This is a genomic window from Mucilaginibacter glaciei, assembly GCF_014773245.1.
GTDB classification, from domain to species: domain Bacteria; phylum Bacteroidota; class Bacteroidia; order Sphingobacteriales; family Sphingobacteriaceae; genus Mucilaginibacter; species Mucilaginibacter glaciei.
The window spans coordinates 686,123-711,558 of the sequence record NZ_JACWMX010000001.1; the positions used below are offsets into that span (position 1 = coordinate 686,123).

Annotated in this window: 26 protein-coding genes and 1 riboswitch; of the genes, 19 read left to right on the forward strand and 7 right to left on the reverse strand. The window is 41.4% G+C overall.

Annotated features, from left to right (window positions below; all coding sequences use genetic code 11):
* Nucleotides 1-2: 2 nt before the first annotated feature.
* From IDJ76_RS03130 to IDJ76_RS03150, 5 genes are all read right to left on the reverse strand, one after another.
* Nucleotides 3-1,226 carry a glycosyltransferase family 87 protein gene (locus IDJ76_RS03130; RefSeq protein WP_191160618.1) on the reverse strand — a complete coding sequence of 408 codons (1,224 nt, stop codon included), beginning with the start codon at nucleotides 1,224-1,226 and terminating at the stop codon, nucleotides 3-5.
* Nucleotides 1,227-1,341: 115 nt separating this feature from the next.
* The gene (locus tag IDJ76_RS03135; RefSeq protein ID WP_191160620.1) at nucleotides 1,342-2,577 is read right to left on the reverse strand and encodes a homoserine dehydrogenase; all 1,236 of its coding nucleotides are present in this window, start codon (nucleotides 2,575-2,577) and stop codon (nucleotides 1,342-1,344) included.
* Entirely contained in the window at nucleotides 2,577-3,632 is a 1,056-nt protein-coding gene (locus IDJ76_RS03140; protein WP_191160622.1) for a homoserine O-acetyltransferase family protein, read from the reverse strand. The genes IDJ76_RS03135 and IDJ76_RS03140 overlap by 1 nt, the downstream gene beginning before the upstream one ends.
* Before the next feature lie 95 nt (nucleotides 3,633-3,727).
* Nucleotides 3,728-5,041, reverse strand: coding sequence for an O-acetylhomoserine aminocarboxypropyltransferase/cysteine synthase family protein (locus tag IDJ76_RS03145; protein ID WP_191160624.1), 1,314 nt, complete (start codon nucleotides 5,039-5,041; stop codon nucleotides 3,728-3,730).
* 240 nt (nucleotides 5,042-5,281) lie between these two features.
* A riboswitch (SAM riboswitch) is annotated at nucleotides 5,282-5,393 on the reverse strand.
* A gap of 137 nt (nucleotides 5,394-5,530) precedes the next feature.
* Nucleotides 5,531-6,646: a trans-sulfuration enzyme family protein gene (locus IDJ76_RS03150; RefSeq protein ID WP_191160626.1), complete on the reverse strand. Its 1,116-nt coding sequence runs from the start codon at nucleotides 6,644-6,646 to the stop codon at nucleotides 5,531-5,533.
* 97 nt (nucleotides 6,647-6,743) lie between these two features.
* Here IDJ76_RS03150 and IDJ76_RS03155 point away from each other — a divergent pair, with 97 nt between their 5' ends.
* The 15 genes from IDJ76_RS03155 (at nucleotide 6,744) to IDJ76_RS20950 (ending at nucleotide 21,067) form a co-directional block, all read left to right on the forward strand.
* The gene (locus tag IDJ76_RS03155) at nucleotides 6,744-7,256 is read left to right on the forward strand and encodes a hypothetical protein (RefSeq protein ID WP_191160628.1); all 513 of its coding nucleotides are present in this window, start codon (nucleotides 6,744-6,746) and stop codon (nucleotides 7,254-7,256) included.
* 93 nt (nucleotides 7,257-7,349) lie between these two features.
* On the forward strand, nucleotides 7,350-8,543 hold the full coding sequence (gene mqnE / locus IDJ76_RS03160; protein WP_191160630.1) for an aminofutalosine synthase MqnE: 1,194 nt from the start codon (nucleotides 7,350-7,352) through the stop codon (nucleotides 8,541-8,543).
* Nucleotides 8,544-8,636: 93 nt separating this feature from the next.
* A complete protein-coding gene (locus IDJ76_RS03165) occupies nucleotides 8,637-9,257 on the forward strand; it encodes a histidine phosphatase family protein (protein WP_191160632.1) in 621 nt (206 codons plus the stop codon).
* A 10-nt stretch (nucleotides 9,258-9,267) separates the two neighbouring features.
* Nucleotides 9,268-10,014 carry a menaquinone biosynthetic enzyme MqnA/MqnD family protein gene (locus IDJ76_RS03170; protein ID WP_191160634.1) on the forward strand — a complete coding sequence of 249 codons (747 nt, stop codon included), beginning with the start codon at nucleotides 9,268-9,270 and terminating at the stop codon, nucleotides 10,012-10,014.
* Between the two features lie 86 nt (nucleotides 10,015-10,100).
* Nucleotides 10,101-10,910, forward strand: coding sequence for an SDR family oxidoreductase (locus tag IDJ76_RS03175; RefSeq protein ID WP_191160635.1), 810 nt, complete (start codon nucleotides 10,101-10,103; stop codon nucleotides 10,908-10,910).
* A gap of 228 nt (nucleotides 10,911-11,138) precedes the next feature.
* Nucleotides 11,139-11,603, forward strand: coding sequence for a hypothetical protein (locus IDJ76_RS03180; protein WP_191160637.1), 465 nt, complete (start codon nucleotides 11,139-11,141; stop codon nucleotides 11,601-11,603).
* A 235-nt stretch (nucleotides 11,604-11,838) separates the two neighbouring features.
* Complete coding sequence (locus IDJ76_RS03185; protein ID WP_191160639.1) at nucleotides 11,839-12,036, forward strand: cold-shock protein; 198 nt, start codon at nucleotides 11,839-11,841, stop codon at nucleotides 12,034-12,036.
* A 122-nt stretch (nucleotides 12,037-12,158) separates the two neighbouring features.
* Nucleotides 12,159-13,406 carry an MFS transporter gene (locus IDJ76_RS03190; RefSeq protein ID WP_191160641.1) on the forward strand — a complete coding sequence of 416 codons (1,248 nt, stop codon included), beginning with the start codon at nucleotides 12,159-12,161 and terminating at the stop codon, nucleotides 13,404-13,406.
* A gap of 126 nt (nucleotides 13,407-13,532) precedes the next feature.
* A complete protein-coding gene (gene hemF, locus IDJ76_RS03195; RefSeq protein ID WP_191160643.1) occupies nucleotides 13,533-14,447 on the forward strand; it encodes an oxygen-dependent coproporphyrinogen oxidase in 915 nt (304 codons plus the stop codon).
* Between the two features lies 1 nt (nucleotide 14,448).
* Nucleotides 14,449-14,847 carry a hypothetical protein gene (locus IDJ76_RS03200; protein WP_191160645.1) on the forward strand — a complete coding sequence of 133 codons (399 nt, stop codon included), beginning with the start codon at nucleotides 14,449-14,451 and terminating at the stop codon, nucleotides 14,845-14,847.
* A 176-nt stretch (nucleotides 14,848-15,023) separates the two neighbouring features.
* Entirely contained in the window at nucleotides 15,024-17,627 is a 2,604-nt protein-coding gene (gene gyrA, locus IDJ76_RS03205) for a DNA gyrase subunit A (protein ID WP_191160647.1), read from the forward strand.
* A 4-nt stretch (nucleotides 17,628-17,631) separates the two neighbouring features.
* Nucleotides 17,632-18,744 (forward strand): tetratricopeptide repeat protein, encoded by a 1,113-nt coding sequence (locus IDJ76_RS03210; RefSeq protein WP_191160649.1) that lies wholly within the window; start codon nucleotides 17,632-17,634, stop codon nucleotides 18,742-18,744.
* 65 nt (nucleotides 18,745-18,809) lie between these two features.
* Nucleotides 18,810-20,060 carry a tetratricopeptide repeat protein gene (locus IDJ76_RS03215; RefSeq protein WP_191160651.1) on the forward strand — a complete coding sequence of 417 codons (1,251 nt, stop codon included), beginning with the start codon at nucleotides 18,810-18,812 and terminating at the stop codon, nucleotides 20,058-20,060.
* 273 nt (nucleotides 20,061-20,333) lie between these two features.
* The gene (locus IDJ76_RS03220; RefSeq protein ID WP_262892207.1) at nucleotides 20,334-20,861 is read left to right on the forward strand and encodes an SDR family NAD(P)-dependent oxidoreductase; all 528 of its coding nucleotides are present in this window, start codon (nucleotides 20,334-20,336) and stop codon (nucleotides 20,859-20,861) included.
* Nucleotides 20,858-21,067, forward strand: coding sequence for an SDR family oxidoreductase (locus IDJ76_RS20950; RefSeq protein ID WP_262892208.1), 210 nt, complete (start codon nucleotides 20,858-20,860; stop codon nucleotides 21,065-21,067). The genes IDJ76_RS03220 and IDJ76_RS20950 overlap by 4 nt, the downstream gene beginning before the upstream one ends.
* A gap of 66 nt (nucleotides 21,068-21,133) precedes the next feature.
* Here IDJ76_RS20950 and IDJ76_RS03225 read toward each other — a convergent pair whose 3' ends face one another.
* Nucleotides 21,134-21,343 carry a hypothetical protein gene (locus IDJ76_RS03225; protein ID WP_191160653.1) on the reverse strand — a complete coding sequence of 70 codons (210 nt, stop codon included), beginning with the start codon at nucleotides 21,341-21,343 and terminating at the stop codon, nucleotides 21,134-21,136.
* Between the two features lie 180 nt (nucleotides 21,344-21,523).
* On the opposite strand from IDJ76_RS03225, the gene IDJ76_RS03230 reads away from it, so the two are divergent.
* From IDJ76_RS03230 to IDJ76_RS03245, 4 genes are read left to right on the forward strand one after another with little or no spacing between them, the layout of a single operon-like run.
* Nucleotides 21,524-22,006 (forward strand): DUF4442 domain-containing protein, encoded by a 483-nt coding sequence (locus IDJ76_RS03230; protein WP_317173933.1) that lies wholly within the window; start codon nucleotides 21,524-21,526, stop codon nucleotides 22,004-22,006.
* A 3-nt stretch (nucleotides 22,007-22,009) separates the two neighbouring features.
* Nucleotides 22,010-22,465 (forward strand): GNAT family N-acetyltransferase, encoded by a 456-nt coding sequence (locus IDJ76_RS03235; RefSeq protein ID WP_191160655.1) that lies wholly within the window; start codon nucleotides 22,010-22,012, stop codon nucleotides 22,463-22,465.
* Nucleotides 22,466-22,479: 14 nt separating this feature from the next.
* Nucleotides 22,480-23,103 (forward strand): AlbA family DNA-binding domain-containing protein, encoded by a 624-nt coding sequence (locus IDJ76_RS03240; protein WP_191160657.1) that lies wholly within the window; start codon nucleotides 22,480-22,482, stop codon nucleotides 23,101-23,103.
* A 58-nt stretch (nucleotides 23,104-23,161) separates the two neighbouring features.
* Nucleotides 23,162-24,535: an MATE family efflux transporter gene (locus IDJ76_RS03245; RefSeq protein ID WP_191160659.1), complete on the forward strand. Its 1,374-nt coding sequence runs from the start codon at nucleotides 23,162-23,164 to the stop codon at nucleotides 24,533-24,535.
* Here the strand turns inward: IDJ76_RS03245 and IDJ76_RS03250 are convergent.
* Nucleotides 24,532-25,434: a histone deacetylase family protein gene (locus IDJ76_RS03250; protein ID WP_191160661.1), complete on the reverse strand. Its 903-nt coding sequence runs from the start codon at nucleotides 25,432-25,434 to the stop codon at nucleotides 24,532-24,534. The genes IDJ76_RS03245 and IDJ76_RS03250 overlap by 4 nt on opposite strands.
* Nucleotides 25,435-25,436: the final 2 nt, after the last annotated feature.

Consider the following 25,436-nt stretch of genomic DNA (forward strand, 5'->3'; position numbering starts at 1 on the left):
TTTTATAGATTTTTGGTTTTAAGGCCTGGTAATGTGGCTAAATTCCAGTCCGTTTGTTTTGGATGTTCCTTAAATTCCCTGGTGAGCATCTCGTAAACAATTTTTAGCCAGATCATTAAACAAGGTAAAACGTTCAGGTAATAGGGCAGTACGTAATTTACCCGAAGGTATCTTGGGAAAAGATCTGAAGGTGAAAAATTGGTCAACACCAAAGCAAAGATCAGAAGGAAACGTTCGTATCCGGTAATGGGCCTATCCAGGTTTACATACCAAATGCTGATCCCTATAAAAACAATGATATAGGTAGGCGGCTCGGAACTGGAGCTGAAGATTATAGAAAATATAAGTGTCGAGGCAACCAGTAATAATTGGTACTGTAAATTACGCCAGTACTTGATCCGTAACATCGACCAGGCAAAGATCAGCATCCCCGGTATTAAAACAACCAAAGTAGGGAAATCTTTGATATTAAAAATCCGGCTGATCATCCCCATTACGCAAACATACGCGCGCGAACCTATCTTATTACTGGCATTTTTGGCCACCAGATCGGGGTACCAGTCGTGATAAGTTTTCAAAATAAACTCCGGCGACGAAAATGCCATAGGCAGGACAAATAATACTGCCGACCAAAAAACGAGACTCAAGATCAGCTTAAGCTTATTGTCTGAAAAAAAGAAGAAAGCTAACCCTACAACACCATAAAGTTTGATGGCCGTACCTAAAACAATCATGAGCGCTGCCCAAAAATCCTGCTGCTTGCGGATAAATATGAAGCTAAAAAGTACAAACGCGATAATGAGCGGGTTTACTTGCACGTTTCCCGATGAGCCCATCATGCTGTTGATATTCAATAAAATAATTACCGTTTTTTGAAAATCTGTTAATGGCAACTTCATTATTGCGAAGTATAACGACCAAGCCAAAAACAGCACCCACAAAATAACCCCCAAACCATCCGGCAATGAGGCAAATGGCGCTATCACCAGACCGAATACAGGCCCATAATGGTTCAGATCGAAGTAAAATTCAGGTTGTGGCCCAAACAGGCTATGCTGCTGAATCAGGTTTAAAAAATTATGCTTGTAGATGATGTAGTTGTTATGATCGGTAGAGAAAACGCCATCATGAAAATGAACGCCCTTTACCACAGCAAAAAGACTTAAACCAAACCAAAGAAACAGGAGGAATGGCCTATTGAAGATGACCTTTTTTAACGTAAGCATGTTTGATTAAATAGCGTTATTTGATTTGCTAAACTTACATAAAAGCAGCAAAAGGTAGAAATGTAAAAGGCCTCCGTGAAGGAAGCCTTTTACTTGAAACAGCGAGAAGAATCTACTAAAAAACTTTCGCCGTTTGCTTTTTTGCCGGAGCTAAACTGACCCCTGTTAACTGATCGGCAAAGGCAACGAATGCCTTGTTATCTGATATACGTTGTTGATTGTCTATCAGTTTTTGCAGATTGATCTTTCCGATAACGAATTTATAGCTACCCGAGTAAAAACGCTCCTGGATGTGTTCAAAACCAAGTGCCTCTACCAGGCTTTCATCTTCGTAACGGAGGTAAATGTTCAACTCAACATCATTAGTAAAACGCAGATTATTTACTTCTTTTGCTTTTTTATACTCGTACTGGTAATTGTAACGTAACGCAGCAATATCAGACAGTACAGCAGAGCCGGTAGGGTGGCCACCTGCGCCTTTACCAAAAAAGAATTGCTGGTCTGCAAATGCGGCCTGTACGGTTACACCATTGTATTCATATTCAACATTGTACAAAAATTCTGTTTCGTTTACAAATTTAGGTAGCACGAATAAAGTGACATGCCTGTCGTCCAATTCCTTTGCGACCGGTACCAGCTTGATTTTCAATTTCTTCTCACGGGCATATTGCAGATCGTTCGCTGATAGGTTTTGGATGCCGATGTTCAGTACTTCTTCAGGATTTATTACTACACCGTAAGCATGTGCTGCCGCAATGATCAGCTTATACTTGGCGTCGTAACCGCCAACGTCCATTGTAGGGTCTGTTTCAGCAAAACCCAGGTCCTGTGCTTGTTTTAACGCTGTATCGTAATCCAATCCTTCTAAATAACCTTTTGATAAAATGTAGTTGGATGACCCGTTAAATATACCGCTGATGGAGTGCAGTAATTCATTATCGTAATACTCTTCCAGGTTACGGATAATTGGTATGCTACCGCAAACCGATCCCTCGTACAATAGTGAGGTGCCGTGTTTTTGCTGCAGGTCTATCAGTTCCTTCAAATAGGTAGCAATCATTTTTTTACTGGCCGATACCACATTCTTTCCTGAACTTAACGCGCGGGATACGATCTCGAACGCTGCTTCGGTATCGTTGATTAATTCAACAACGGTGTTGATCTCCGGGTTATTCAGGATCTCGTCACGGTCGGTAGTAAATAAGTCTTGCGGAAGTGATCGCTCCTTCCCCGGATTTTTAATAGCGATCTTTACAATTTCGAGATTAAGGTTTTTGGTTTTAATAATATCGTACAATCCCTGGCCTACAACTCCAAATCCGAAGAGGCCTATGTTTAGTTTCTTACTCATTAAGCAATTTTCTGTAGTTCTATAATTTTTCCTTTTACATCGGTTTTAATGAACGATGTAATAATTTTTGTTAGCGCTTCTGTTTCAATTAAAAAGCCATCGTGCCCGTAAAACGAGTCGATCTCGGCAAAGGCTGCCTTTGGGATGTGCCTGAATAGATATTGCTGCTCCTCGATAGGGAACAATAGATCTGAATGAATGCCGACAACGAGCGTGCGCGCTTTCACCAGGCTTAATGCCTTGTCTACACCGTGCCTGCCGCGGCCTACATTGTGCGAATCCATCGCTTTTGATAAATACCAATAACTGTAAGCGTTAAATCGGTTAACCAGTTTTTGCCCCTGGTAATTTTGATAAGTGGCTGCTTTAAAGTTATCTAAGGTAGTATCCTGCTCTTCCTGCTGGGTAATGCCGTAGGTTTTGTAGTTGCGGTACGATAATAAAGCAATACTACGCGCGGCTTTTAAACCCTTTGCCCCACCATCTGCCGACCCTGCGTAAAAAGTACGGTCGGCTGTAATAGCTAAACGCTGCGACTCATTGAAGGCGATTCCCCAGGGCGAATGGTTGGCATTGGTCGCAATCAGGACCAGGTTTTTAATACGTTCCGGGTCGCTAATGCTCCACTCTAAGGCTTGCTGCCCACCTAATGATCCTCCTAAAAGGATCTCTATCTGTTCGATCCCTAAGTGATTTGCTAATAGCTTGTGGGCTTGTACAATATCACGTATAGTAAATTCCGGGAAGGCTAAATAATAGGGCTGGCCGGTTATGGGATTAATATCCAGTGGGTTAAAACTACCGTACGGCGAACCCAATACATTGGCACAAACTATGAAATGATCATCGGGGTTAAAATGGTCTTCGGCACCAAAAAGGCCTTTCCACCAATCAAACACATCAGAATTTGCAGTAAGGGCATGGCATACCCACACTACATTATCCCGGTTGCTATTAAGGTTGCCGTAAGTGTTATAGCCTATTTGCAGCCCCTGTATTTTTACGCCCGATTCAAATTCAAAAGTGTCGTTGTATGTATAATGTTGTAAACTCATTTTGCTTAGGTGGTTATCTTGGGAGCCGATGCCTGGCACCCGCTCCCTGATAACATCAATAAAAACTAAAAAACTAAATAAAAAACTAAAAAAATCTATGCTAATTCCAGCTGTTGTATTTTGGCAAACGCCTGTACAAAGTCGGCTTTAATGTCGTCAATATGTTCAATACCCACAGCTATACGCAACAGGGCAGGGGTAACACCGGCAGCAATTTGCTCGGTATCTGATAACTGCTGATGGGTAGTAGCCGACGGCTGTATGATTAAAGTTTTTGCATCGCCTACATTAGCCAGGTGGCTAACCAACTGCAGGCTATCGATAAACTTGCTGGCTTGTTCCTTTTCGCCTTTCAGCTCAAAAGACAATACTGCGCCAAAACCATTCTTCAAATATTTTTTGGCCAACGTATGGTGAGGCGATGATTCCAATCCCGGGTAATTCACCTTGGCAACCTGTTCATTTTTTTCCAGCCATTTGGCCAGTTCCAATGCGTTATCCACATGGCGCTGAACGCGTAATGAAAGTGTTTCTAATCCCTGCAAATTCAACCATGAGTTGAACGGCGACTGGGATGGCCCGAAATCTCTTAATCCTTCCACTCGGGCACGGATTATGAATTGGATGTTACCAAATGGCCCACCTATACCGAATACATCATTAAACACAAGGCCATGATAACCTTCAGATGGCTCGGTAAATTGGGTGAACTTGCCGTTGCCCCAATTATAAGTACCACCGTCTACGATCACTCCGCCAATGCTGGTTCCATGTCCGTTGATCCATTTGGTAGTCGACTCGACCACGACGTGCGCACCGTGCTGCAACGGGCGGAACAGGTAGCCGCCTGCGGCGAAGGTATTATCTACTATCAAAGGCAGATCGTGCTTTTTTGCTAAAGCCGCCAATTTTTCAAAATCGGGTATGTTGAAACCAGGGTTGCCAATAGTTTCAGTGTAAATGGCTTTGGTTTTATCGTCTAGTAACTTTTCAATATTTTCTGCACTGTCATCTTCGGCGAAACGGGCTTCAATACCTAAACGTTTGAAAGCTACCTTAAATTGGTTATGCGTGCCGCCATATAGATAAGGCGAGGTAACAAAGTTATCGCCAACTTGTAAAATATTATTTAATGCAATGAATTGCGCCGCCTGGCCTGATGCTGTAGCTAATGCTGCCACGCCGCCCTCTAAAGCTGCGATGCGTTTTTCGAACACATCGGTAGTGGGGTTCATTAATCGGGTGTAAATATTGCCGAATTCCTTTAACGCAAACAAATTTGCACCATGCTCGGCGCTGTTAAACACGTATGATGAGGTTTGGTATAAAGGCACTGCACGTGCACCTGTTGTTGGATCAACTTCTTGGCCTGCGTGAATTTGTAGCGTTTCGAATTTTAAATTAGACATGATATTATTTGTTAGATGTTGAGAATGATTTAGTTACAATGAATGACAAAAGGATAAAACTATCCTAAAGGGTACCACGTGTTTTTCAGGAAATCAGAAAAAGGGAACGTGTACTGCAATCAACAGCAGCAGCAACACATACATATACAGCCTGGGAGGTTGTTAAATGTGGAAGATATACCCGTTTGGGTTTCTAATGTGTTTTGTTTTGCTAAAAAAATCAGACTTTTCATGATTAAAAATTTATATCCCCCGGTTAACTATTCTCCGGGACAGGAATTGGCACCTTCTAAACCTTTTAGGGTTGCCAGCGGTTCTTCGAGCCTGATCTCTCGCCGCTTCTTTATAAACCAAAATCCGTGTGAGGGAATTGATCAAGGTATCGCTACCAAATAATGTGTCAAATATAGAGCAATCGAAATTTAAATTCCAAATAAAATTTGCAAATAATTATCACGGTACTGTAAAACGGCCGTTTTGTAATATAAATTACCCCATCGCCTGCTCCAGATCAGCAATCAGATCATCAATATGCTCTAACCCAACAGATACCCTGAGCAAATTGAACGGTGTTTTAGTATCGGGCCCTTCAATGGATGCACGATGCTCTATCAGGCTTTCTACGCCACCTAAACTGGTGGCCTGGGTAAAGATCTCGACGCGGTTTACCACTCGCTTGGCTTCAGCCTCACCGGCTTTTAAAGTGAAAGATAATACTGCCCCATAGCCCGTCATCTGTGCTTTGGCAATGGCGTATTGCGGGTGCGATTGCAGACCGGGATACAACACTTCCTCTACACTGTCGTGGTTCTCTAAATATTCTGCAAGTAACTGTGCGTTATGAACATGCCCTTTAATGCGGTAAGGTAAGGTTTTAATGCTCCGCACCAGGTAATAACAATCCATAGGGGATGGGATGGCGCCCCCCATGGTTTGTACATTGCGGATCTTTTCCCAAAATTCGTTCGTTTCTTTGGTTATCAGCGCGCCGCCCATCAGGTCGCTGTGGCCGCCAAAGTATTTTGTAGTAGAGTGCATTACCAAATCGGCACCCAAAGCCAAAGGCCTTTGGCAAAGCGGTGTGGCAAAAGTATTATCACAAACTACTTTTATGTTTTGTGCGGCGGCAATAGCGGCTACCATTTTTATATCGGTAATTTTCAGCAGCGGGTTAGACGGTGTTTCCAGCCAGATTAGGCCTGTATTCGGTTTAATATGCGCTTTTAAAATTTCAGCATGATTAACATCGATAAAATCAAATTCCAATATACCTTTAAACAGTGTTTTAAGCTGATTGCGCAAGCCATGGTACATATCGTCCGGGCAGATAATGTGCGTGCCCGGCTCCAATGCCTGAAAAACCGACATGCCCGCCGCATTACCGGATGAAAAAGCCGCCGCTTCCGCACCGCCCTCCAACTGTGCCAGCACATTTTCTAACGCACTTCGGTTAGGGTTAGCCGCACGACTGTAAGAGTACCCCGAGTCGTATCCGCCTTCGGGATTGCGCTCGAAAGTAGTCGCCATTACAATCGGTTGGATTGCGGCTTTTGAGGTTTCGTCAACGTGATTACCGGCATGTATCGCTATCGTTTCTATTTTCATGGGAGGATATTTAACGGCGGCCAAAATAAAAAGAATTTTTGGGCATTCTTGTAGCAATATATGGTGGGTTAACGTATTGGTTTGAACTGAACAACTTATGAAAAAAGGATACCTGTTTGCGATTGCGCTATGCCTCATCATATCTGCCTGTAAAAAGGATGAGATTAATTCAAATTTTGATGCCAGTTACCAGTCGTGGCAGGCCTTTAAAAAGAAAAGTAACAGTTCATATAGCTACACCGCTTACAACGGTTCGATTTTCGGCGGCCATGCGGAAACCATCTTTACAATTAAAAACGATAAGATTATTTCTCGCAAATACATAGCAGGATCTTATAAACCTAATACGGATAGCCTTATTATATCAACCACCTGGACGGAAGATGCGGCAACGCTAAATACGCATAACAACGCAGGGCATGAACTGCTTACCTTAGACCAGGTTTATAATAAGGCCGAAACGGAATGGTTCAGGGTCGACCCAAAAGAAAACGATATTTACTTTGAAGCCGCTAATGCCGGTCTCATATCGACAGCCGGTTATGTGCCAAAGGGTTGCCAGGACGATTGCCTCACCGGCATTCATATCAAAGATATTAAGGCACTGTAAACCCACCGTCATTTTAGGTGTTTGAACATTCGAAGATAAAGGCATCTGCTGTAAAATTGCGGCGTTTTACTACCTTTGTCTAAACATTTTCAAATGGAAGTATCAGATAATTTCCAGGTATTGCTGAATAACCCCCAACTTTTACCTGAACTAAAAAACGTTGCTGAGAAGGTACTCCATAACCAGCGCATCACTTTTGATGAAGGCGTTTTGCTTTATCAAAAAGCAGAATTAGGTTACCTCGGAGTACTTGCCAATTACATACGCGAACAGAAACACGGTGACAAAACTTATTTTAACCGTAATTTTCATATCGAGCCAACTAACCTTTGTGTTTATGACTGTAAATTCTGTTCTTACTCGCGCTTGTTAAAGCAAAAGAGCGAAGGGTGGGAGTATACGATGGAAGAGATGCTGGATATCGTCAAAAAATATGATGATCAGCCCGTCACCGAAGTACATATTGTTGGTGGTGTTTTGCCACAGTACGACGTCGCTTTTTATAGCGAGTTGTTTACCCGTATCCGCCGGCATAGGCCCGATCTGCATGTAAAGGCTTTAACCCCGGTAGAATATCATTACATTTTTAAAAAAGCTAAAATAGATTACGCTACCGGCATGCAGATGATGAAGGACGCAGGCTTGCAATCTATCCCAGGCGGTGGTGCCGAGATCTTTCATCCTGAGGTGCGGGAGCTGATCTCCAAAGATAAATGTACCGGCGAGCAATGGCTGGCTATTCATGAAGAGTGGCATAAAATAGGCATGCGCTCCAACGCTACCATGCTTTATGGCCACATAGAGCAATTTAAACATCGGGTTGATCATATGGAACGCCTGCGTGAGCTACAGGACCGTACCGGTGGTTTTCAAACCTTTATCCCGTTAAAATTCCGTAACCAGGATAATCAGATGAGCAATGTGCCCGAGTCTACCGTGGTAGAGGATCTGCGCAATTATGCTATCGCCCGTATTTATCTGGACAATTTCGATCATATCAAAGCCTACTGGGCAATGATCAGTCGCACAACCGCGCAGCTATCCTTAAACTTTGGGGTTGATGATATTGACGGCACGCTTGACGATACTACGAAGATCTATTCAATGGCAGGTGCCGAGGAACAAAACCCCGGCATGAGCACTAAGGAACTGGTTGAACTGATCAAAAATGCAGGCCGCCACCCTATAGAGCGCGATACACTGTATAATGTGATGACAGACTATAAAGATTTTCAGTTCGCTGACGAGGTGAAACCACGCTATTATAAGCTGCCGGTAATAAATTAGTTCATTGAGTCATTCGCTTCGCTGTCATTGAGTTATTCCGTATCTCAATTATTAATGAAAAATGGCTCAGTGACTCAATGACCAAATGAACAAATGATACAGAAGACTTTATACATAGTACGCCACGGGCAAACAGACCTGAATAAGCAAGGAATTGTACAAGGCCGCGGGCGGGACACCGATTTAAATGACGAAGGTCGCAAACAGGCCGGACAGTTTTACGATGCTTACAAGGATGTTGCTTTTGATAAGATCTACATCTCCGAGTTAAAACGCACCCAACAAAGCATTCAGCCCTTTATCGACTTGGGTTTGCCTTATGAAAAATTGGCCGGACTGGACGAATTGGCCTGGGGGATCTATGAAGGTAAAACTGCTACACCAGAAACTAAAGCGGCTTTTTTAGATGTAATGCGCGATTGGCTAAATGGTAAGCTTGATGTAAAGTTTGAAGGCGGTGAAAGCCCTAATGAAGTGAAAGTTCGCCAGTTAGAAGCACTGGAAACCATCATGAGCCACCCCGAAGAGAAAACAGTATTGATATGTATGCATGGACGTGCCATGCGCTTGTTGCTTTGCCTGTTGACCGATAAGCCGCTTACCGAAATGGATAACTTCCCGCACCAGAACCTGGTACTTTATAAAGTAGTCTTTGATGGCGATAAATTCGAAATAGTGGATTTTAATAACGCCCAGCATTTAAAAACTTCCTGAGAAACGATTAGTGAAAAAAAAGATAAGAATATCCGCCGTTAGCTACACGAATACTAAACCCTTTTTGTACGGACTGCAGCACTCTGCAATTATAGATCAGATAGACCTCAGCCTGGATATGCCCGCTGACTGTGCCCAGAAATTGATTGACGACAAAGCAGACATCGGCTTGATCCCCGTAGCCGCTACCTTAAGCCTGCCGCAATGGGAAATTGTATCGGCTTATTGCATTGGTGCTGTTGGCGCGGTAAATTCGGTATTTATATTCAGTAACTGCGATATTAACGATGTTAAGCGCATCCAGCTGGATCCCGAATCGCGTTCATCAAACAATCTGGCTAAGGTATTACTAAAAAACTTTTGGAAGATCCAACCGGAAATGATAACCGACGCTGCAGACTATGGACGCTCAACAGATCTTGATACAGCATTCGTCCAAATTGGTGATCGTACCTTTGGCAAAGCAAATCAATATCCATTTGTTTATGACCTTGCCCAGGAGTGGATGAATTTTACCGGCCTGCCTTTTGTATTTGCTGCCTGGATAGCTAATAAGCCTATCCCCGCCGATTTTATCAAAGAAATGGATAAGGCGTTAAAATTTGGATTAGATCATCGCACGGATCTTTTAAAAGAGTTGTCGAAACGACCGGATTTTGATCTGGAAGATTACCTGATGCGCAAACTGGATTTTGACCTGACTGAAGATAAAAAGAAAGCTTTATACCTATTTTTAGAATTTATAAAAGCTCTTTAACAAAACTTCTCGTACTTGCGGTAATTTTTATATAATTAAAACTATATATTAATTATCGGCTTTGCCATATAGCATAAATCAGATATATGGCTTCAACAAAACAATTAAAAGGCCAGGTAGCCATTGTTACCGGCGCAGATAGCGGCATAGGTAAAGCCGTTGCAATAGCATTAGGTGCGGCAGGTGCTACCGTAATCATCAACCACGTTAGCTGTGATGAAAATGCCGACGCAGTAGTGGCCCACATTAAAAAGGCAGGTGGGAAGGCTTATGCTTACCATGCCGATGTGAGCCGGGAGGATGATGTGAAAGCTATGTTTGCGTTCACTATCAAAAAATATAAAACCGTAGATATTTTAGTAAATAATGCCGGCCTGCAAAAGGATGCATTATTAATAGATATGTCATTAGATGACTGGAATACGGTTATCGGCGTTAATCTTACAGGGCAGTTTCTTTGCTCGCGCGAAGCTGCTAAAGAGTTCATTCGCAGGGGCGTTGTAAAAAACAGGAGTGCGGCTGCCGGTAAGATCATTTGCATGAGTAGTGTGCATGAGGTTATCCCCTGGGCGGGGCACGTAAATTATGCCGCCAGCAAAGGAGGTGTAGGGATGTTTATGAAAAGTATAGCGCAAGAGCTTGCACCGCATAAGATTAGGGTGATGGGTATTGGGCCGGGGGCAATACAAACGCCTATCAACGAAGATGCCTGGGAAACACCGCAGGCCTTAAACAAGTTATTAAAGCTCATTCCCTACAACCGCATTGGCCAGCCTGAGGATATTGGCAAACTGGCGGTTTGGTTAGCGTCTGACGAGGCTGACTATATTACGGGCACAACCATTTTTATAGATGGCGGGATGACGCTATACCCCGGTTTTGCCGATAACGGGTAGAAAAATTAACATTAAATAGAACTGCACTTAACCTTATTGTAAATAATACACTAAGCCTATCTTATTTTTATTGAGATATTGTAAATTATACACTAAGTATCGGCGTGTTTTTTAATAAAATGATTTTTAAAGGTTGTATATTATCAAATATTCATAAAAGTTTGTTTTAATTTGAATTATTCATAACTCAGATGTACTTTTGTTATGTAAATTAAAATTTAAAACAACATGAAAAAGATATTTGTAACTACCGCAATCGCTGCTTTGTTTACTGCTAATGTATTTGCTGCTAACAAAGTAATTAAAACTGAAGATGGTGCTGAAGCAGTATCATATACAGTTATCAATAAATTCAACAATGAGTTTGTACGTGCTAATGATGTAAAATGGAAAGTTAGCGCAAACTTACAAAAGGCTACCTTTACTTTAGACGGCGTTAAAATGTCGGCATTTTACAACCTGGCCGGCGAATATATGGGTGCTACCCAAACTGTTCAGTTTAAAGCGTTACCTGCAAAAGCAAAAATCGAAATTGGCCAGAAATACGAAGGTTATTTCGCTAAAGAAGTGATCAGGTTAGATGCAAATGACGATACAACCGTATATTTTGTTGACCTTAAAAAAGGCGATGACGAATTATTGGTAAGGGTAACACCTACTGCTAACGTTTACTTTTTCCAAACAGTAAAATAAGCTTCAAAATCTTTAAATAAAATTTAAAGTCGCCGGTGTTTACCGGCGACTTTTTTGTGTAAAACGGTGTTTTTTGCTTTAATGATTCTAAATAAATATTTTTATTTGATTATTAATAATTTTATATATTTGAAAAGATAGTTGTACATTTCATATTGATTACTAACCAATTGTATATTGAGTTGAATTACTTACTGATCTTACACAAAAATTTTAATACGATTATTCTAATATTATGAAAACTGGAAAAGTAAAATGGTTTAACACGCAAAAGGGCTACGGTTTTATTGTTACTGACGACGGCAAAGATCTATTTGTTCATTTCAAGGATGTACAAGGTGGGGTGAACGCTATTAAAGATAACGATAGTGTTGAGTATGATGTAGAAGAAGGCAGAAAAGGGTTGCAGGCAATAAACGTTAAAAAAGTTTAAACAACCTGCTCAAATTATAAATAAAACCTCTGCAAGTCGGGGGTTTTTTTGTGTAAAAAAATTAGGCATCGTAAAGGGCTTTATTTACATTAGCCCTACCAATTACTACTTACATTACTATTATGACCGATAACGCCCCGGCGCAACTAACCAGGAACGTGGTATTCCTGGTGCTTGTAGCATCCCTTGGTTACTTTGTTGATATATACGATCTGCTGGTTTTTTCTATTGTGCGCAAAGCCAGTTTACTTGATATAGGCATTCCCGAAGTTGACATCACCCGCGAAGGCCAGTTCATTATCAATGTGCAAATGTTTGGCTTGCTGCTTGGCGGCATAGTTTGGGGTATTATAGGCGATAAGTTGGGCCGGATAAAAGTATTGTTCGGCAGCATATTGTTATATTCCGTAGCCAACTTCGCTAACGGTTTGGTAAATGATGTTACCACTTATGCGATAGTTCGATTTATAGCAGGTATTGGCCTGGCGGGCGAGTTAGGCGCAGGGATAACCCTGGTGGCCGAAACTTTAAGTAAGGAGAAACGAGGTTACGGTACCATGATAGTAGCTGTAATAGGCTTATTTGGTGCTGCAGCTGCATATTTTGTAGCTACCCGGTACGACTGGAAGATAGCTTATTTTGTAGGCGGCGGCCTTGGGATCTTGCTTTTGCTTTTACGTATTGGCACCTATGAGTCGGGCATGTTTAAATCGATGGAAAAAAGTAGCGTAAAAAAAGGCGACTTCATGATGCTGTTCAGCAATTTTAAGCGTTTCAAAAAATATCTGTATTGCATATTGATCGGGGCACCGCTGTGGTATGTTGTGGGAGTATTGGTAACGCTATCGCCCGAGTTTGGAAAGGCTTTAGGTGCTGCAACACCACTCAGTGCAGGCGAAGGCGTGTTATACACATATATCGGTATTTCGGTAGGTGACATATTTGCCGGTTTATTGGCACAAGTAACCAAATCCAGGAAATTGACAATGGCTGTTTTCCTGAGCATATCGGTAGTTACTGCATTTTACTATTTAAAATCGGAAGGCATAACCCACCACCGGTTTGTGTGGACATGCTTTGCAATGGGCTGCTCTGTAGGTTATTGGGCTACCTTTGTAACCATAGCCGCCGAGCAATTTGGTACCAACATCAGGGCTACTGTTACCACTACCGTGCCCAACTTTGTACGTGGCTCATTAATTCCAATAAATATTGCTTTTAACGCCTTCGTGGTACATTATGGGATGATCAAAAGCGGTTATATCATGATGATCATTCTGACTGTTTTGTCGTTATTTGCGTTGAGCCAGTTAAAAGAAACTTTTGGTAAAGACTTAAATTACATTGAAGATGAAGCCGTTAGCGGCTGATCGGGCAGATGCACCTGGCAGGTTTTCAATAACATTGGCGCATCTCAAACGCCAAGTCAATTACTTTATTTAGTTTTGCCGGGGTAGGTCACTAGTTCAGTAATTAAACAAATCACTAATTATTTAATGATTAGCAAGGAACAAATAGCTGCAGATTACCAGGAAATACAGGACGAGATATGTGCCGCGCTGGAGGCAACAGATGGCAAAGCTGTATTTGAACAAGAACTTTGGGATCGGGAAGGCGGCGGCGGCGGCCGCACGCGCGTCATTCAAAACGGTAATATTTTTGAAAAGGGTGGCGTAAACTTTTCTGCTGTGCATGGTACCCTGCCGCATACCATGAAAAAGGCGCTGAATGTTGAGCAGGATGATTTTTTTGCAACAGGTATCTCCATCGTTATCCACCCTAACCACCCGCTGGTTCCCATTATTCACATGAATATCCGGTATTTTGAAATGCCATCATCTTTTAATACCAATCACAGCCCGGTGCGTTGGTTTGGCGGGGGCATTGATTTAACGCCGCACTATGTTGTGGAAGATGATGCCAGGTTTTTTCACGAGAGTTTAAAGGCTGTATGTGATCAGTTTTATCATGATTTTTACCATCGGTTTAAGATTTGGGCCGATGATTATTTTTTTATCAAACACCGCGATGAAACGCGTGGCATAGGCGGCATATTTTATGACAGACTAACAGCAAATGACGACATGAGCTGGACTGATATTTTTGAATTCTCTAAGGCTATTGGTCGGTCGTTTATTCCCATCTACACAGAATTGGTAAACCGTAACCGGGGCAAGAAATTTACAGAACAGCAACAATTATGGCAATACCAGCGCCGCAGCCGCTACACCGAGTTTAACCTGGTTTATGATGCTGGCACACGCTTCGGTTTAGAAACCAATGGTCGTATCGAATCTATATTAATGAGCTTGCCGCCAACGGCAAAATGGGTTTATAATTACCAGGCCGAGCCTGGTAGCGAGGAAGAAAAGACTTTGTCTTTGCTAAAAAAAGGCATTAACTGGGTTTAGTATGATACGTAGAATACTATTTTTGATAAGCATCATTATTGCTCTCTGTTCTTTTAACGCAAAACCAAGCTTAAGAGGCGTTTGGGAATATGCCGGTGATATTTACAATGGAAAAAAGCAATCGGCTGCAACCAATTACAAATTACAGCGTAAGTACGATGATACCCACTATGATGCCTCATTTTTGGAGGTGGGGGAAAAGCCGGTTATTTATGAACGTGGCGACTATCTTTTAAAGCAGGATACCTGTATAGAAACCCAAACTTATACCAGCCAGCCATCTAAAATACTCGGCATCAGTATCAAATATATTTACCAAATAAAAAACGACACGCTTACTTTAAGCGGAACGCTCCCAAACGGCTCGGTAGTACAGGAGTATTGGAAAAGGGTTAAATAAGCTTGTAGGGCTTATTAAGTATATTCATTGCCTTTTTTACCCTCAAAATCGTTAAAACAAGTTTAAATGTTAGCAAAATTAACAAGGTTAAACCATATAAATGCTTAACTTCGCAGGTCGTTTAAATAACCAATTTTATAAACGGTAACAGATCAAATTTTCCACTAAGAAAAACAATGGCTGAAGATACAGGAAACGAAACTCCACAGAACGAAGACAGAATAATATCTATAAATATTGACGAGGAGATGCGTGCCGCATACATTGATTATTCAATGTCGGTTATCGTATCAAGGGCTTTGCCCGATGTTCGCGACGGTTTAAAACCCGTTCACAGGCGTGTGCTCTACGGCATGCTTGACCTTGGTTTGTATAATAACAAATCGCACAAAAAATCAGCACGTATAGTAGGTGAGGTGCTGGGTAAATACCACCCGCATGGCGATAAATCTGTTTACGATGCTATGGTGCGTATGGCACAAGACTGGAGCTTACGTTACCCATTCGTTAACGGGCAGGGTAATTACGGATCTATTGATGGTGATGAGCCTGCAGCAATGCGTTATACAGAGGCCAAGCTGGAAAAGATTGCCGAAGAAATGCTGGCCGATATCAATAAAGATACCATCGATTTCCAACTGAACTTTGATGACTCTTTAGAAGAGCCGACTGTGTTGCCTGCCAAATTCCCTAACTTACTGGTTAACGGCGCATCTGGTATAGCGGTAGGTATGGCTACTAATATGGCGCCCCACAACTTAACTGAAATTATTAACGCCACACTTGCTTTAATAGACAACCGACAGATAGAGGTTAGCGAATTAATGAACCATGTTAAGGGCCCCGATTTCCCTACAGGTGGCATTATTTACGGTTATGAAGGCCCGCGCGAGGCATTGGAGACAGGCCGTGGCCGCGTCGTGATCCGTTCCCGTGCCGAAATTGAGACTTATAATGGCGAACGTGAGCGTATTATTGTAACCGAAGTACCTTACCAGGTAAATAAGGCGCTAATGATCGAACGCACCGCCGAATTGGTTAATGATAAAAAACTGGAAGGTATCTCTGCCATCCGCGATGAAAGTAACCGCGAAGGTATTCGTGTTGTTTATGAAATCAAACGCGATGCTAATGCATCTATCGTATTAAATAATCTTTATAAATATACCGCTCTGCAGACTTCGTTCAGTGTAAATAATATTGCGCTGGTACATGGCAGGCCAATGCTGCTTAACCTGAAGGATCTTATCCATCATTTTGTTGAGCACAGGCATGAGGTAGTTATCCGCCGTACTAAATTTGAATTGGCCGAGGCTGAAAAGCGTGCCCACATCTTAGAAGGTTTGCTGATAGCACTCGATCATTTAGATGAAGTTATCAAGCTTATTCGTGCATCAAGTACGCCTGATGAAGCCCGTGAAGGATTAATGAGCCAGTTTGGCTTGAGCGATATCCAGGCGCGTGCTATATTGGATATGACTTTAAGGCGTTTGACAGGCCTGGAGCGTGATAAGATCCGTGATGAGTACGATGTCTTGATGAAACAAATAGAGTACTTAAAATCAATTTTAGCTGATGAAGGCCTGCGCATGCAGATCATCAAAGACGAATTGGTGGAGATTCGTGATAAATACGGTGATGAGCGTAAAACAGAAATGGTGCACTCATCGGCAGAAATGCAAACCGAAGACTTTATTGAGGATGAGGATGTTGTGATCACCATATCCCGCGAGGGCTATATCAAACGTACCTCGCTTACGGAATACCGCAGGCAGGGCAGGGGTGGTAAAGGATCGATAGGCAGTAATAGCCGCGATGCCGATTTTATTGAGCACTTATTGATAGCAAGTAACCACAACTACATGCTGTTCTTCACAGAAAGCGGACAATGTTTCTGGTTACGTGTTTTCGAAATACCGGAAGGTACGCGTACTTCTAAGGGCCGTGCTATTCAGAATATCATCAATATCCCTAAAGAGGAAAACATTAAGGCTTACATCAAGTTAAAATCACTTAAGGATAAGGAATACCTGGAGAATAACTTTATCATTATGTGTACCCGTAAAGGTGTTATCAAGAAAACATCTTTAGAAGCATATTCCCGTCCGCGTGCTAATGGTATCAATGCCATTAATATTAATGAAGGTGATTCATTATTAGAGGCAACATTAACAACCGGCAGCAGCGAAATTGTAATGGCGCTGCAATCGGGTAGGGCTATCCGCTTTAACGAGTCGACTGTGAGGCCAATGGGCCGTACTGCCACAGGGGTGAGGGGTATTAGTTTAGATAGTGATAATGACGAAGTGGTAGGTATGATCAGTATTGATGATAAAGAAACTACCGTATTAGTTGTATCACAAAAAGGCTACGGTAAACGTACCGATATTGAAGACTATCGGGTAACTAATCGTGGCGGTAAAGGTGTGAAAACCCTTAACGTTACTGATAAAACGGGAAAACTTGTTGCCATAAAAGGTGTTACTGATAAAGAAGACCTGATGATTATCAACAAATCTGGTGTCATTATCCGCATTGCAGTGGCTGAATTACGCACCATGGGTCGCGCTACACAAGGGGTTAGGTTAATCACACTTAAGGGCAACGACGAAATAGCATCAGTGGCAACGGTTGACCATGACGACGATGAAGAAACGGATGATGTGGTTATTGCTGATGGTGAATTAATTGAACCATCTGCCGAAGCTTCTGAAACTGAAACACCGGAAAAAGCCGAAGGGGAGGAGCCCAAAGGCGACGATAATAAAACTGAAGAATAAATAAATGCAGTATAGCCGTAAAATAGGGTTATTGGTTTTAGTGTTGTTTACTACATCTTTCGCTTTTGCACAAACAGAAGCTTTAAAGGTTGTGGTAAACAACCTTGCTTTTTATAAGCAAAAAAATGACCTTGCTTTTTTATCCCGTGCAAAAAAATCGGCAGATAGTTTGATCGTAACCAGATCGGATTCTTCAGATATTGAAAAAAACATTTATAGGCTAATTGTCAACTCAAGCATCCTGTACACCGACTCTTTAAACAAGCTCAACCAGCCCGACGATTTTTTGGATAAGACAGCTGGTCTGTTTGATAGGCTATCTGAAAAGCAAAAGGCCTTCAAATTTCAGTCGGAGTTGGATTACTCCAGGCGAAGTTTAACTAACACTTATATTCGTAACGGGTTTAAATTCACTAAAATTGGCGATTTTGCAAAAGCCACTACAGCTTTTACGCAGGCTAAAAAATACTCTCCCGATTTTAAGGCTATTAATTCCTACATCGCATTTGCCAACAACAAACAGGGTAACCTGCAGGATGCTGCAAAGTATTACAGCAACTTAATCAAAACAGATAGTACCAAAATTGAGTATTTTCAGGCTGCAACGGCTGTTTATAAATTAATGGGTGATACCGCCATGGCCTTACAAATATTAAAAAAAGGCCGTAAATTATTGCCCGCCGATAAGCAGTTATTACAGGACGAAGCCAATATCTACAATAACAAAAGAGATTATAAATCGTTAGAGCCCTTGTTGGGCGATTTGCTTGATAACAACCCCAATAGCCCGGATGTTACCTTTGTGGCGGCAAATTGTTATGATCGTTTAAATGCCTATAACAAGGCCGAGTCTTTATATTTGCGCGCCATTGAGCTTAACGGAGCGGCTTATGAGCCGGTTCTTAATTTAGGCCTGCTTTACTTTAAACAGAGCGCGTTGAAGGCTAATGATAATGGGAAAAATATAACAAGCGCTATATTGTGGTTAGAGAAAGCAAATGAGATGGCACCTTCCGATAAAAAATGTTTGGAATTGTTGCAATTAGCTTATACTAAAACAGGCAACCAAAATCAGTTGCGAAGAGTTAATGACCGGTTAGAACAGTTTACCAATTAATAGAATATAAATTCACCATCGGTATGTATGTATCTGATGGCAGTTAACACTAAAAACAAATACTAATGAAAATCAAATTTTTGATGACGGGTCTATTAGGCTTGATTTCTGCAACAACCTTCGCACAAAAAGGTGAGTTGAGCTCTGCGCAAAGTAATTTAGACAAGTTTGAAACTTTTAATGCAGCTAAACAAACACAATTGGCTATGCCAAGCCTGGTATCTGCAAAAGCATCAATTGATAAAGCATCTGCTAATGATAAGACTTCAGCTTTGCCGCAAACCTTTGCTTTAAAAAGCGCGATTTATGCAAATCTTGCTTCTATTGATACGATAGCTACAACATCTACACCATTATTTAACACCAGTGCCGATGCTTTAAAAAAGGCTAAAGAATTAGATACAAAAGGCGAGTTTAAAAGACTTACCGACAACGCTAACGCTATATTAGCCAACTATCAGCTAAATAGAGGTGTAAATTACTATAAAGCAGCCAAATATGACGATGCTTATAAAGCATTCGATTATTATCGCCAGTCGGCTCCTGAAGATACTATCGGTATGTACTACACAGGCCTTGCTGCGTTAAATGCTAAAAATTATGCCGCTGCTGCTACAAATTATAGCAAGTTAGTCACAACTAAATATTCGGGAGTAGAAAAAATTTACGGTGATCTGTCGTCTATTTATTTATTGAATAAAGATACCGCCAGCGCATTAAAGGCCGTAACAGAAGGTTTAGCCAGATTTCCTGAAAACTCAGAAATGAGAAAGAATGAAATAGCTATGAGCTTACAGTTAGGTAAGACCAAAGAGTTGCTTGAAAGGACGGAGGCAGCAATAACTGCAAACCCCAAAAATAAAGAGCTTTATTACTCTGCCGGTTTAGTTTACATGATAAATGGCGACAACCAAACGGAGCAAGCTTCAAAAACGAAAGACGTAGCAGCGAAAAATGCTTTATTAGCTAAGAAAACTGATAATTTTAGTAAAGCGGCAGAAAAATTTAAAAAAGCGATAGAAATAGATCCTAATTATTTTGAAGCGAATATGAGCATGGGGTATGTGATTATCAGCCCCGCTATTGAAACCTACAATGCTGCAGGTAAACTACCTGCAAACAAGCAAAAAGAATACGATGCAGCAATGTTAAAAGCTAAGGCGCAGTTTGAACTGGCAAGGCCATATTTAGTAAAAGCAGTTGAATTAAATCCTAAATCAAAGGATGCGTTAAATAACTTACTTACCTATTATAAAGGGAAACAAGACACTGTCAACATAGCCAAAATAAATAAACAAATGGACGACCTTAAATAATAGGGGACATAATTTAATAGCCCATACATAGTGTATGGGCTATTAAATTAAATTATAACTTAACATAATGTTAATTATGAGTAATATACTTTTATCATCCTTTTGTTTGGTTAACACTTTTTTGTCAATCCTGTTCCATCTTGTAATACTGTCTTAACAATCTTGACCTTATTTTGGTTAATGTTGTTTATTAAATAAAATAACCATCTACTATGGATTTAAAAATCGACAAAAAAACAGCCCTGGTGACGGGATCCACCGCTGGCATTGGATATGCAATTCGCTAAAGCATTAGCTGCCGAAGGCGCTATCGTTTATATTAATGGGCGCACACAGAAAAGAATCGATAAAGCTGTAGAAAAAATAATAACTGATACGGGCAACAAAAATGTAAAAGGTATTGTGGCTGATTTTGCTGATGTGAAGCAAGTCGATAACCTAATTGGCCGGTTACCGGAGATTGATATACTGATCAACAATGTAGGGATTTTTGATCCAAAAGAATATAAAGATATCCCCGACGAGGAATGGCTGAGATTTATCGAGGTGAATGTATTAAGTGGTGTGCGCTTATCAAGAGCTTATTTGGGTAAAATGCTGGCGAAAAATTGGGGGCGCATCATTTTTATCTCCAGCGAATCTGGCTACCAGATCCCTGCTGAAATGATCCATTATGGTGTAACTAAAACCGCACAAATTGCTGTAGCGCGCGGCTTGGCCGAGCTTACGGTAAATAGTGATGTAACCGTAAATACTGTTTTACAGGCCCAACAGCATCTGAAGGTGTTGGAGATTTTATGAAGAGCCTTGCCAAAGATCAAGGTAAACCTTGCGAGGAAATGCAAAAGGAATTTTTTGCAAACATGCGCGGAACATCAATCATTAAGCGCTTCCTTACTCCGGAAGAAATTGCCAACATGGTCACCTATATTGCCAGCCCTTTATCTGCAGCCACCAATGGTGCAACTTTGCGTGCAGATGGTGGCTTGATAAAAACAGCTTTTTAATTAACAAGAGAATCAAAAAAAATGTCCGGCAAATTTTTGCCGGACATTTTTTTAAAGTTCTAAAACTTATTGAGGCACTTTTTTAGTAGTATCTCTGGTCATTGTATCCTTTTTCGCTGTATCAGTTGGAGTAGTTGTTGGTGTACTCATAGTCGCAGTCGAATCAGTTTTTGTACTGTCTGAACCACTGCCTGCTGCTTTCTCTGAACTACAACCCATTGCTACTGAACCGATCATTGTCGCGACTAACGCGAAACTTAACATTTGCTTTTTCATAGATATTAGTTTAAAGTTCACACTCGTTTGATTAATTATAACCATTTGTATTCCAAATTGTTTTATTAACGTGCAAAGCATTGAAGTTTATCCCATATTTAGCTTTGGTGCGATTGTTTAGAAACTTCAGTTTTATGTTGTCTGATTGAAATATAACCGATATTTTTCTGATATTTAACGATGCTGGTTGTATCAGAAAACACGCTTAAGTGGCTTATGCGCCTCTACCCCCCTCTCCTGCTTCAACGCATTTGGGTTGTTGGGTTTGGGAATGATTTTAAGAGCGTTCGCGTTAAGATCAATAAAAGCCTCATCAACAGAAATTATAACGGGTCGATATTTGGAGGGACAATATTTGCAGCGGCCGATCCGTTTTTACCAGTGCTTTTTAACCAAACATTAAACCATAGTGGTAATAGAAAACTGAGAATTTGGTCTAAGTCGTCTAAGATAGATTTTTTGAAACCGGGCTTAGGTGATCTGTTTTTTGAACTTAAGCTAACTGACGAAGATATAGCGCACGCAAAAGAGACCCTAATTGTTTTAGGAAAGTATAAAAAGGTATTCCCGATAGAAGTGTTTAATAAAGATGGCGAGCTTTGTGCTTCACTATATAATGAGATTTACATCCGCGATCTGGGTTTTTCAAAAAAGTTATTATAGCCTATGTCCGTATTTATGAACGATGCTGCCTTTCAAAAAAAGGGCTTCAAAATATCGACAGATAGATCTTTATTACAATCCCATGTAATATACGCTTACCTGGTGAATGACTCGTATTGGGCGCAGGGACTGCCGTACGACAAGTTTGAAACCTCGTTAGCTAACTCAATTTGTTTCGGCGTCTATAAAAACGATGAACAGGCTGGTTTTGCACGGGTGGTTACCGATAAAGCCACTTTCGCTTACGTTTGTGATGTGTTTGTATTGCCAGCTCATCGTGGATTGGGCATCTCAAAGTGGCTTGTGCAAACTATTTTGGCTCATGATGAGTTACAAGAATTACGAAGATGGTCGTTAGCAACCCTGGATGCGCATGGGTTGTACAGTCAGTTCGGATTTACAGAAATAAAAAATCCAGAGCGCTGGATGCAAATTTATTCACCCTACCTGAAAGATTAAAGGAGATTTAGCAGATGAACTTACGGAGACAGATCTTAGAAGGCGAAGGTGTATCACTTGATTTTAAGAAGACTATTACCAGTTGCGAAAAAATCGCAAAAACGATGGTTTCGTACGCTAACAACGTTGGCGGCAGGCTGCTCATTGGTGTTTTAGACGACGGCACGATCAAAGGGGTAAAATCTGAAGACGAAGAGCGCTACATGATCACAAAGGCCGCCCATTTTTTCGCACGCCCTGCCCTCGAACCTATTTTTGAAGAGGTTTATTATGATGATAAGCTGGTATTGGTGGTCGATATTCCTGAAAGTCGGGATAAGCCACACTACGCTTTAGCCGAAGATGGGAAATGGTGGGTGTATATCCGTGTGAAAGATAAAAGTGTATTGGCCAGTAAAATTGTGGTAGAAGTTCTCAAGCAATCTGCCAGTAACCAGGGTGTTCTAATAGAATATTCATCAAAAGAAAAGGCCCTTTTAGAACACTTAGATAAAACAGAACGGATCACTGTAAAGCAGTTTTGTGAACTACTGAACATTGGCCGCCGCCGTGCGCAGCGTGTGTTGGTTAATTTAGTACTTACCGGCGTTATCCGCGTACATACTACCGAGAAAGAAGAATTTTATACTGCATCCTGATTTAATAAGAAGTTCACCGGCATTTAACCCGCTTTCATTACTTTTGCAACCCTTAAGTATGAAAGCTACCTTCCATAAATATAAACCTTACTATAAAGACAGCTTAAAACTCGCTATCCCGGTTGTGATATCTCAATTGGGCCACACACTTGTACAAATATCTGATACAGTTATAGTAGGCCATTTTGCCGGTACAACAGCTTTGGCAGCAGTATCACTGGTAACCAGCATATTTTTAGTCCCGCTGGTTATTGGAGTGGGTATCAGCTACGGCATTACACCTTTAATAGCCCAGCATAACGGACGAAAAAATTTTGCTGAATGCGGCAAACTGTTATCTAACAGTTTATTTTTAAACATAATTGCCGGCATCATCCTTTTCTGCGCCGTTTATTTTGGGGTGATAACATTTATTGATAAACTTCATCAGGCACCTGCGGTAGTTGCGCAAGCAAAACCATTTCTGTTTTTATTGAGTTTATCAATTATTCCATTACTTATATTCAGCACATTTAAACAATTTGCCGAAGGCCTGGGCTTTACCAAACAAGCTATGCAGATAAGTATCTGGGGTAATGTGCTTAACATAATTGTTGGTATAGTTTTAGTAAAGGGCATGTTTGGGATTCCGGCAATGGGGATAAGCGGTGTTGGCTACAGCACCCTTATCGACCGAATATTGATGGCAATAGTGATGGGCTTTTATGTATTCAGGTCCAACAACTTTAAAAGCTATTTGACGGCCTTTGCCATTAAAAATATCGACCGGGTACGCGGTTTACAGATCTTGAAAATTGGTGCACCCGTTGCCATGCAATATACATTCGAAGTGAGTGCATTTGGCGGTGCGGCAATTATCATCGGAAGTATTGGAGCGGTAGAACAAGCGGCCCACCAGGTGGCTATAAGTTTAGCCGCCATGACCTATATGATGGCGAGCGGCATTTCATCGGCAGCGGCTATCCGGTCGGGTAATTACTTCGGCTCCGGCGATCATCGTAATCTGCGGCTATCAGCTATATCCAATTATCACATTGTGATTGTTTTTATGAGTTGTACGGCCGTTATATTTACCCTTTGCAATCATATATTGCCTTGGATCTACACATCGGACCGTAATGTAATTGCAATTGCACAACAGTTACTTATTGTAGCGGCATTTTTCCAGTTATTTGATGGTACCCAAGTTATAGGGTTGGGCGTTCTGCGCGGAATGGGTGATGTAAACGTCCCCACCCTAATCACTTTTATATCATATTGGGTAATTGGCCTGCCTATTGGTTATTTGCTTGGCATCCATCTAAGCATCGGTGTAACAGGCGTTTGGTATGGCTTAGTTTGCGGTTTAATGTCAGCTTCAATTATGCTGTTTTTTCGTTTTCAGCTTATTAGCAAACGGCATCAAGCTTCCATGCCTAAAACTGCTTTTTAAAAATAAAGTTCGTTTGCAATCTTGTAGGTATTGCAATGCGCCTCTACAATGTCCTTAATATCCGGCGAGTAGCCCCCTCCCATGCTTACCTGCACGGATATTTGATGTCGACGGCATTGTTCAAATACAAACCGGTCGCGCTCTTTGCAGCCTTCTTTTGTTAGAGATAACTTGCCCAGCTTATCTGATGCCAGGATATCAACTCCCGCTAAATAAAAAATAAAGTCGGGCTTTTGTTGATCTATCAGTGCCGGTAAAGCATTCTTTAACAGACTCAGGTACAACTCATCATTCGTGCCATCATCTAAAGGGATATCCAGATCGGAATGTTCTTTTCTGAAAGGGAAATTCTTGTCACCATGCATTGAGAAGGTAAACACCCGGTTTTCTTTTTCAAAAATTTCGGCAGTGCCATTTCCCTGGTGTACATCTAAATCTATAATTAAGATTGATTGTGCTAAGTTATCATCTAAAAGGTAATTAGCAGCTATAGCCTGGTCGTTTAACATGCAGAAACCTTCTCCCCAGTTGCTGCCTGCATGATGTGTGCCTCCTGCCACGTTAAAAGCTAAACCGAATTCAGCTGCGTAGCGGCAACAATCGATAGTGCCTTGTGCTATCCTCATTTCGCGGTCTATCAATTGTGCAGATAGCGGGAAACCGATACGGCGCTGTTCCTTTGGCGGGAGCGTTAAATCGCGCAGCTGATGCCAGTACGCTTCTTTATGTGTACGCACTATCGCAGACTCTTCAACCGCGTCCGGTGAAAATATGTTCTCTTCAGATATGACCCCTTCATGTAAGAGTTGGGCAGGTATCAACTCGTATTTCAACATCGGGAAACGATGGCCGGGTGGCAATGGGTGCGCGTAAATGGGGTCGTAAGCTATCTTAAGCATAA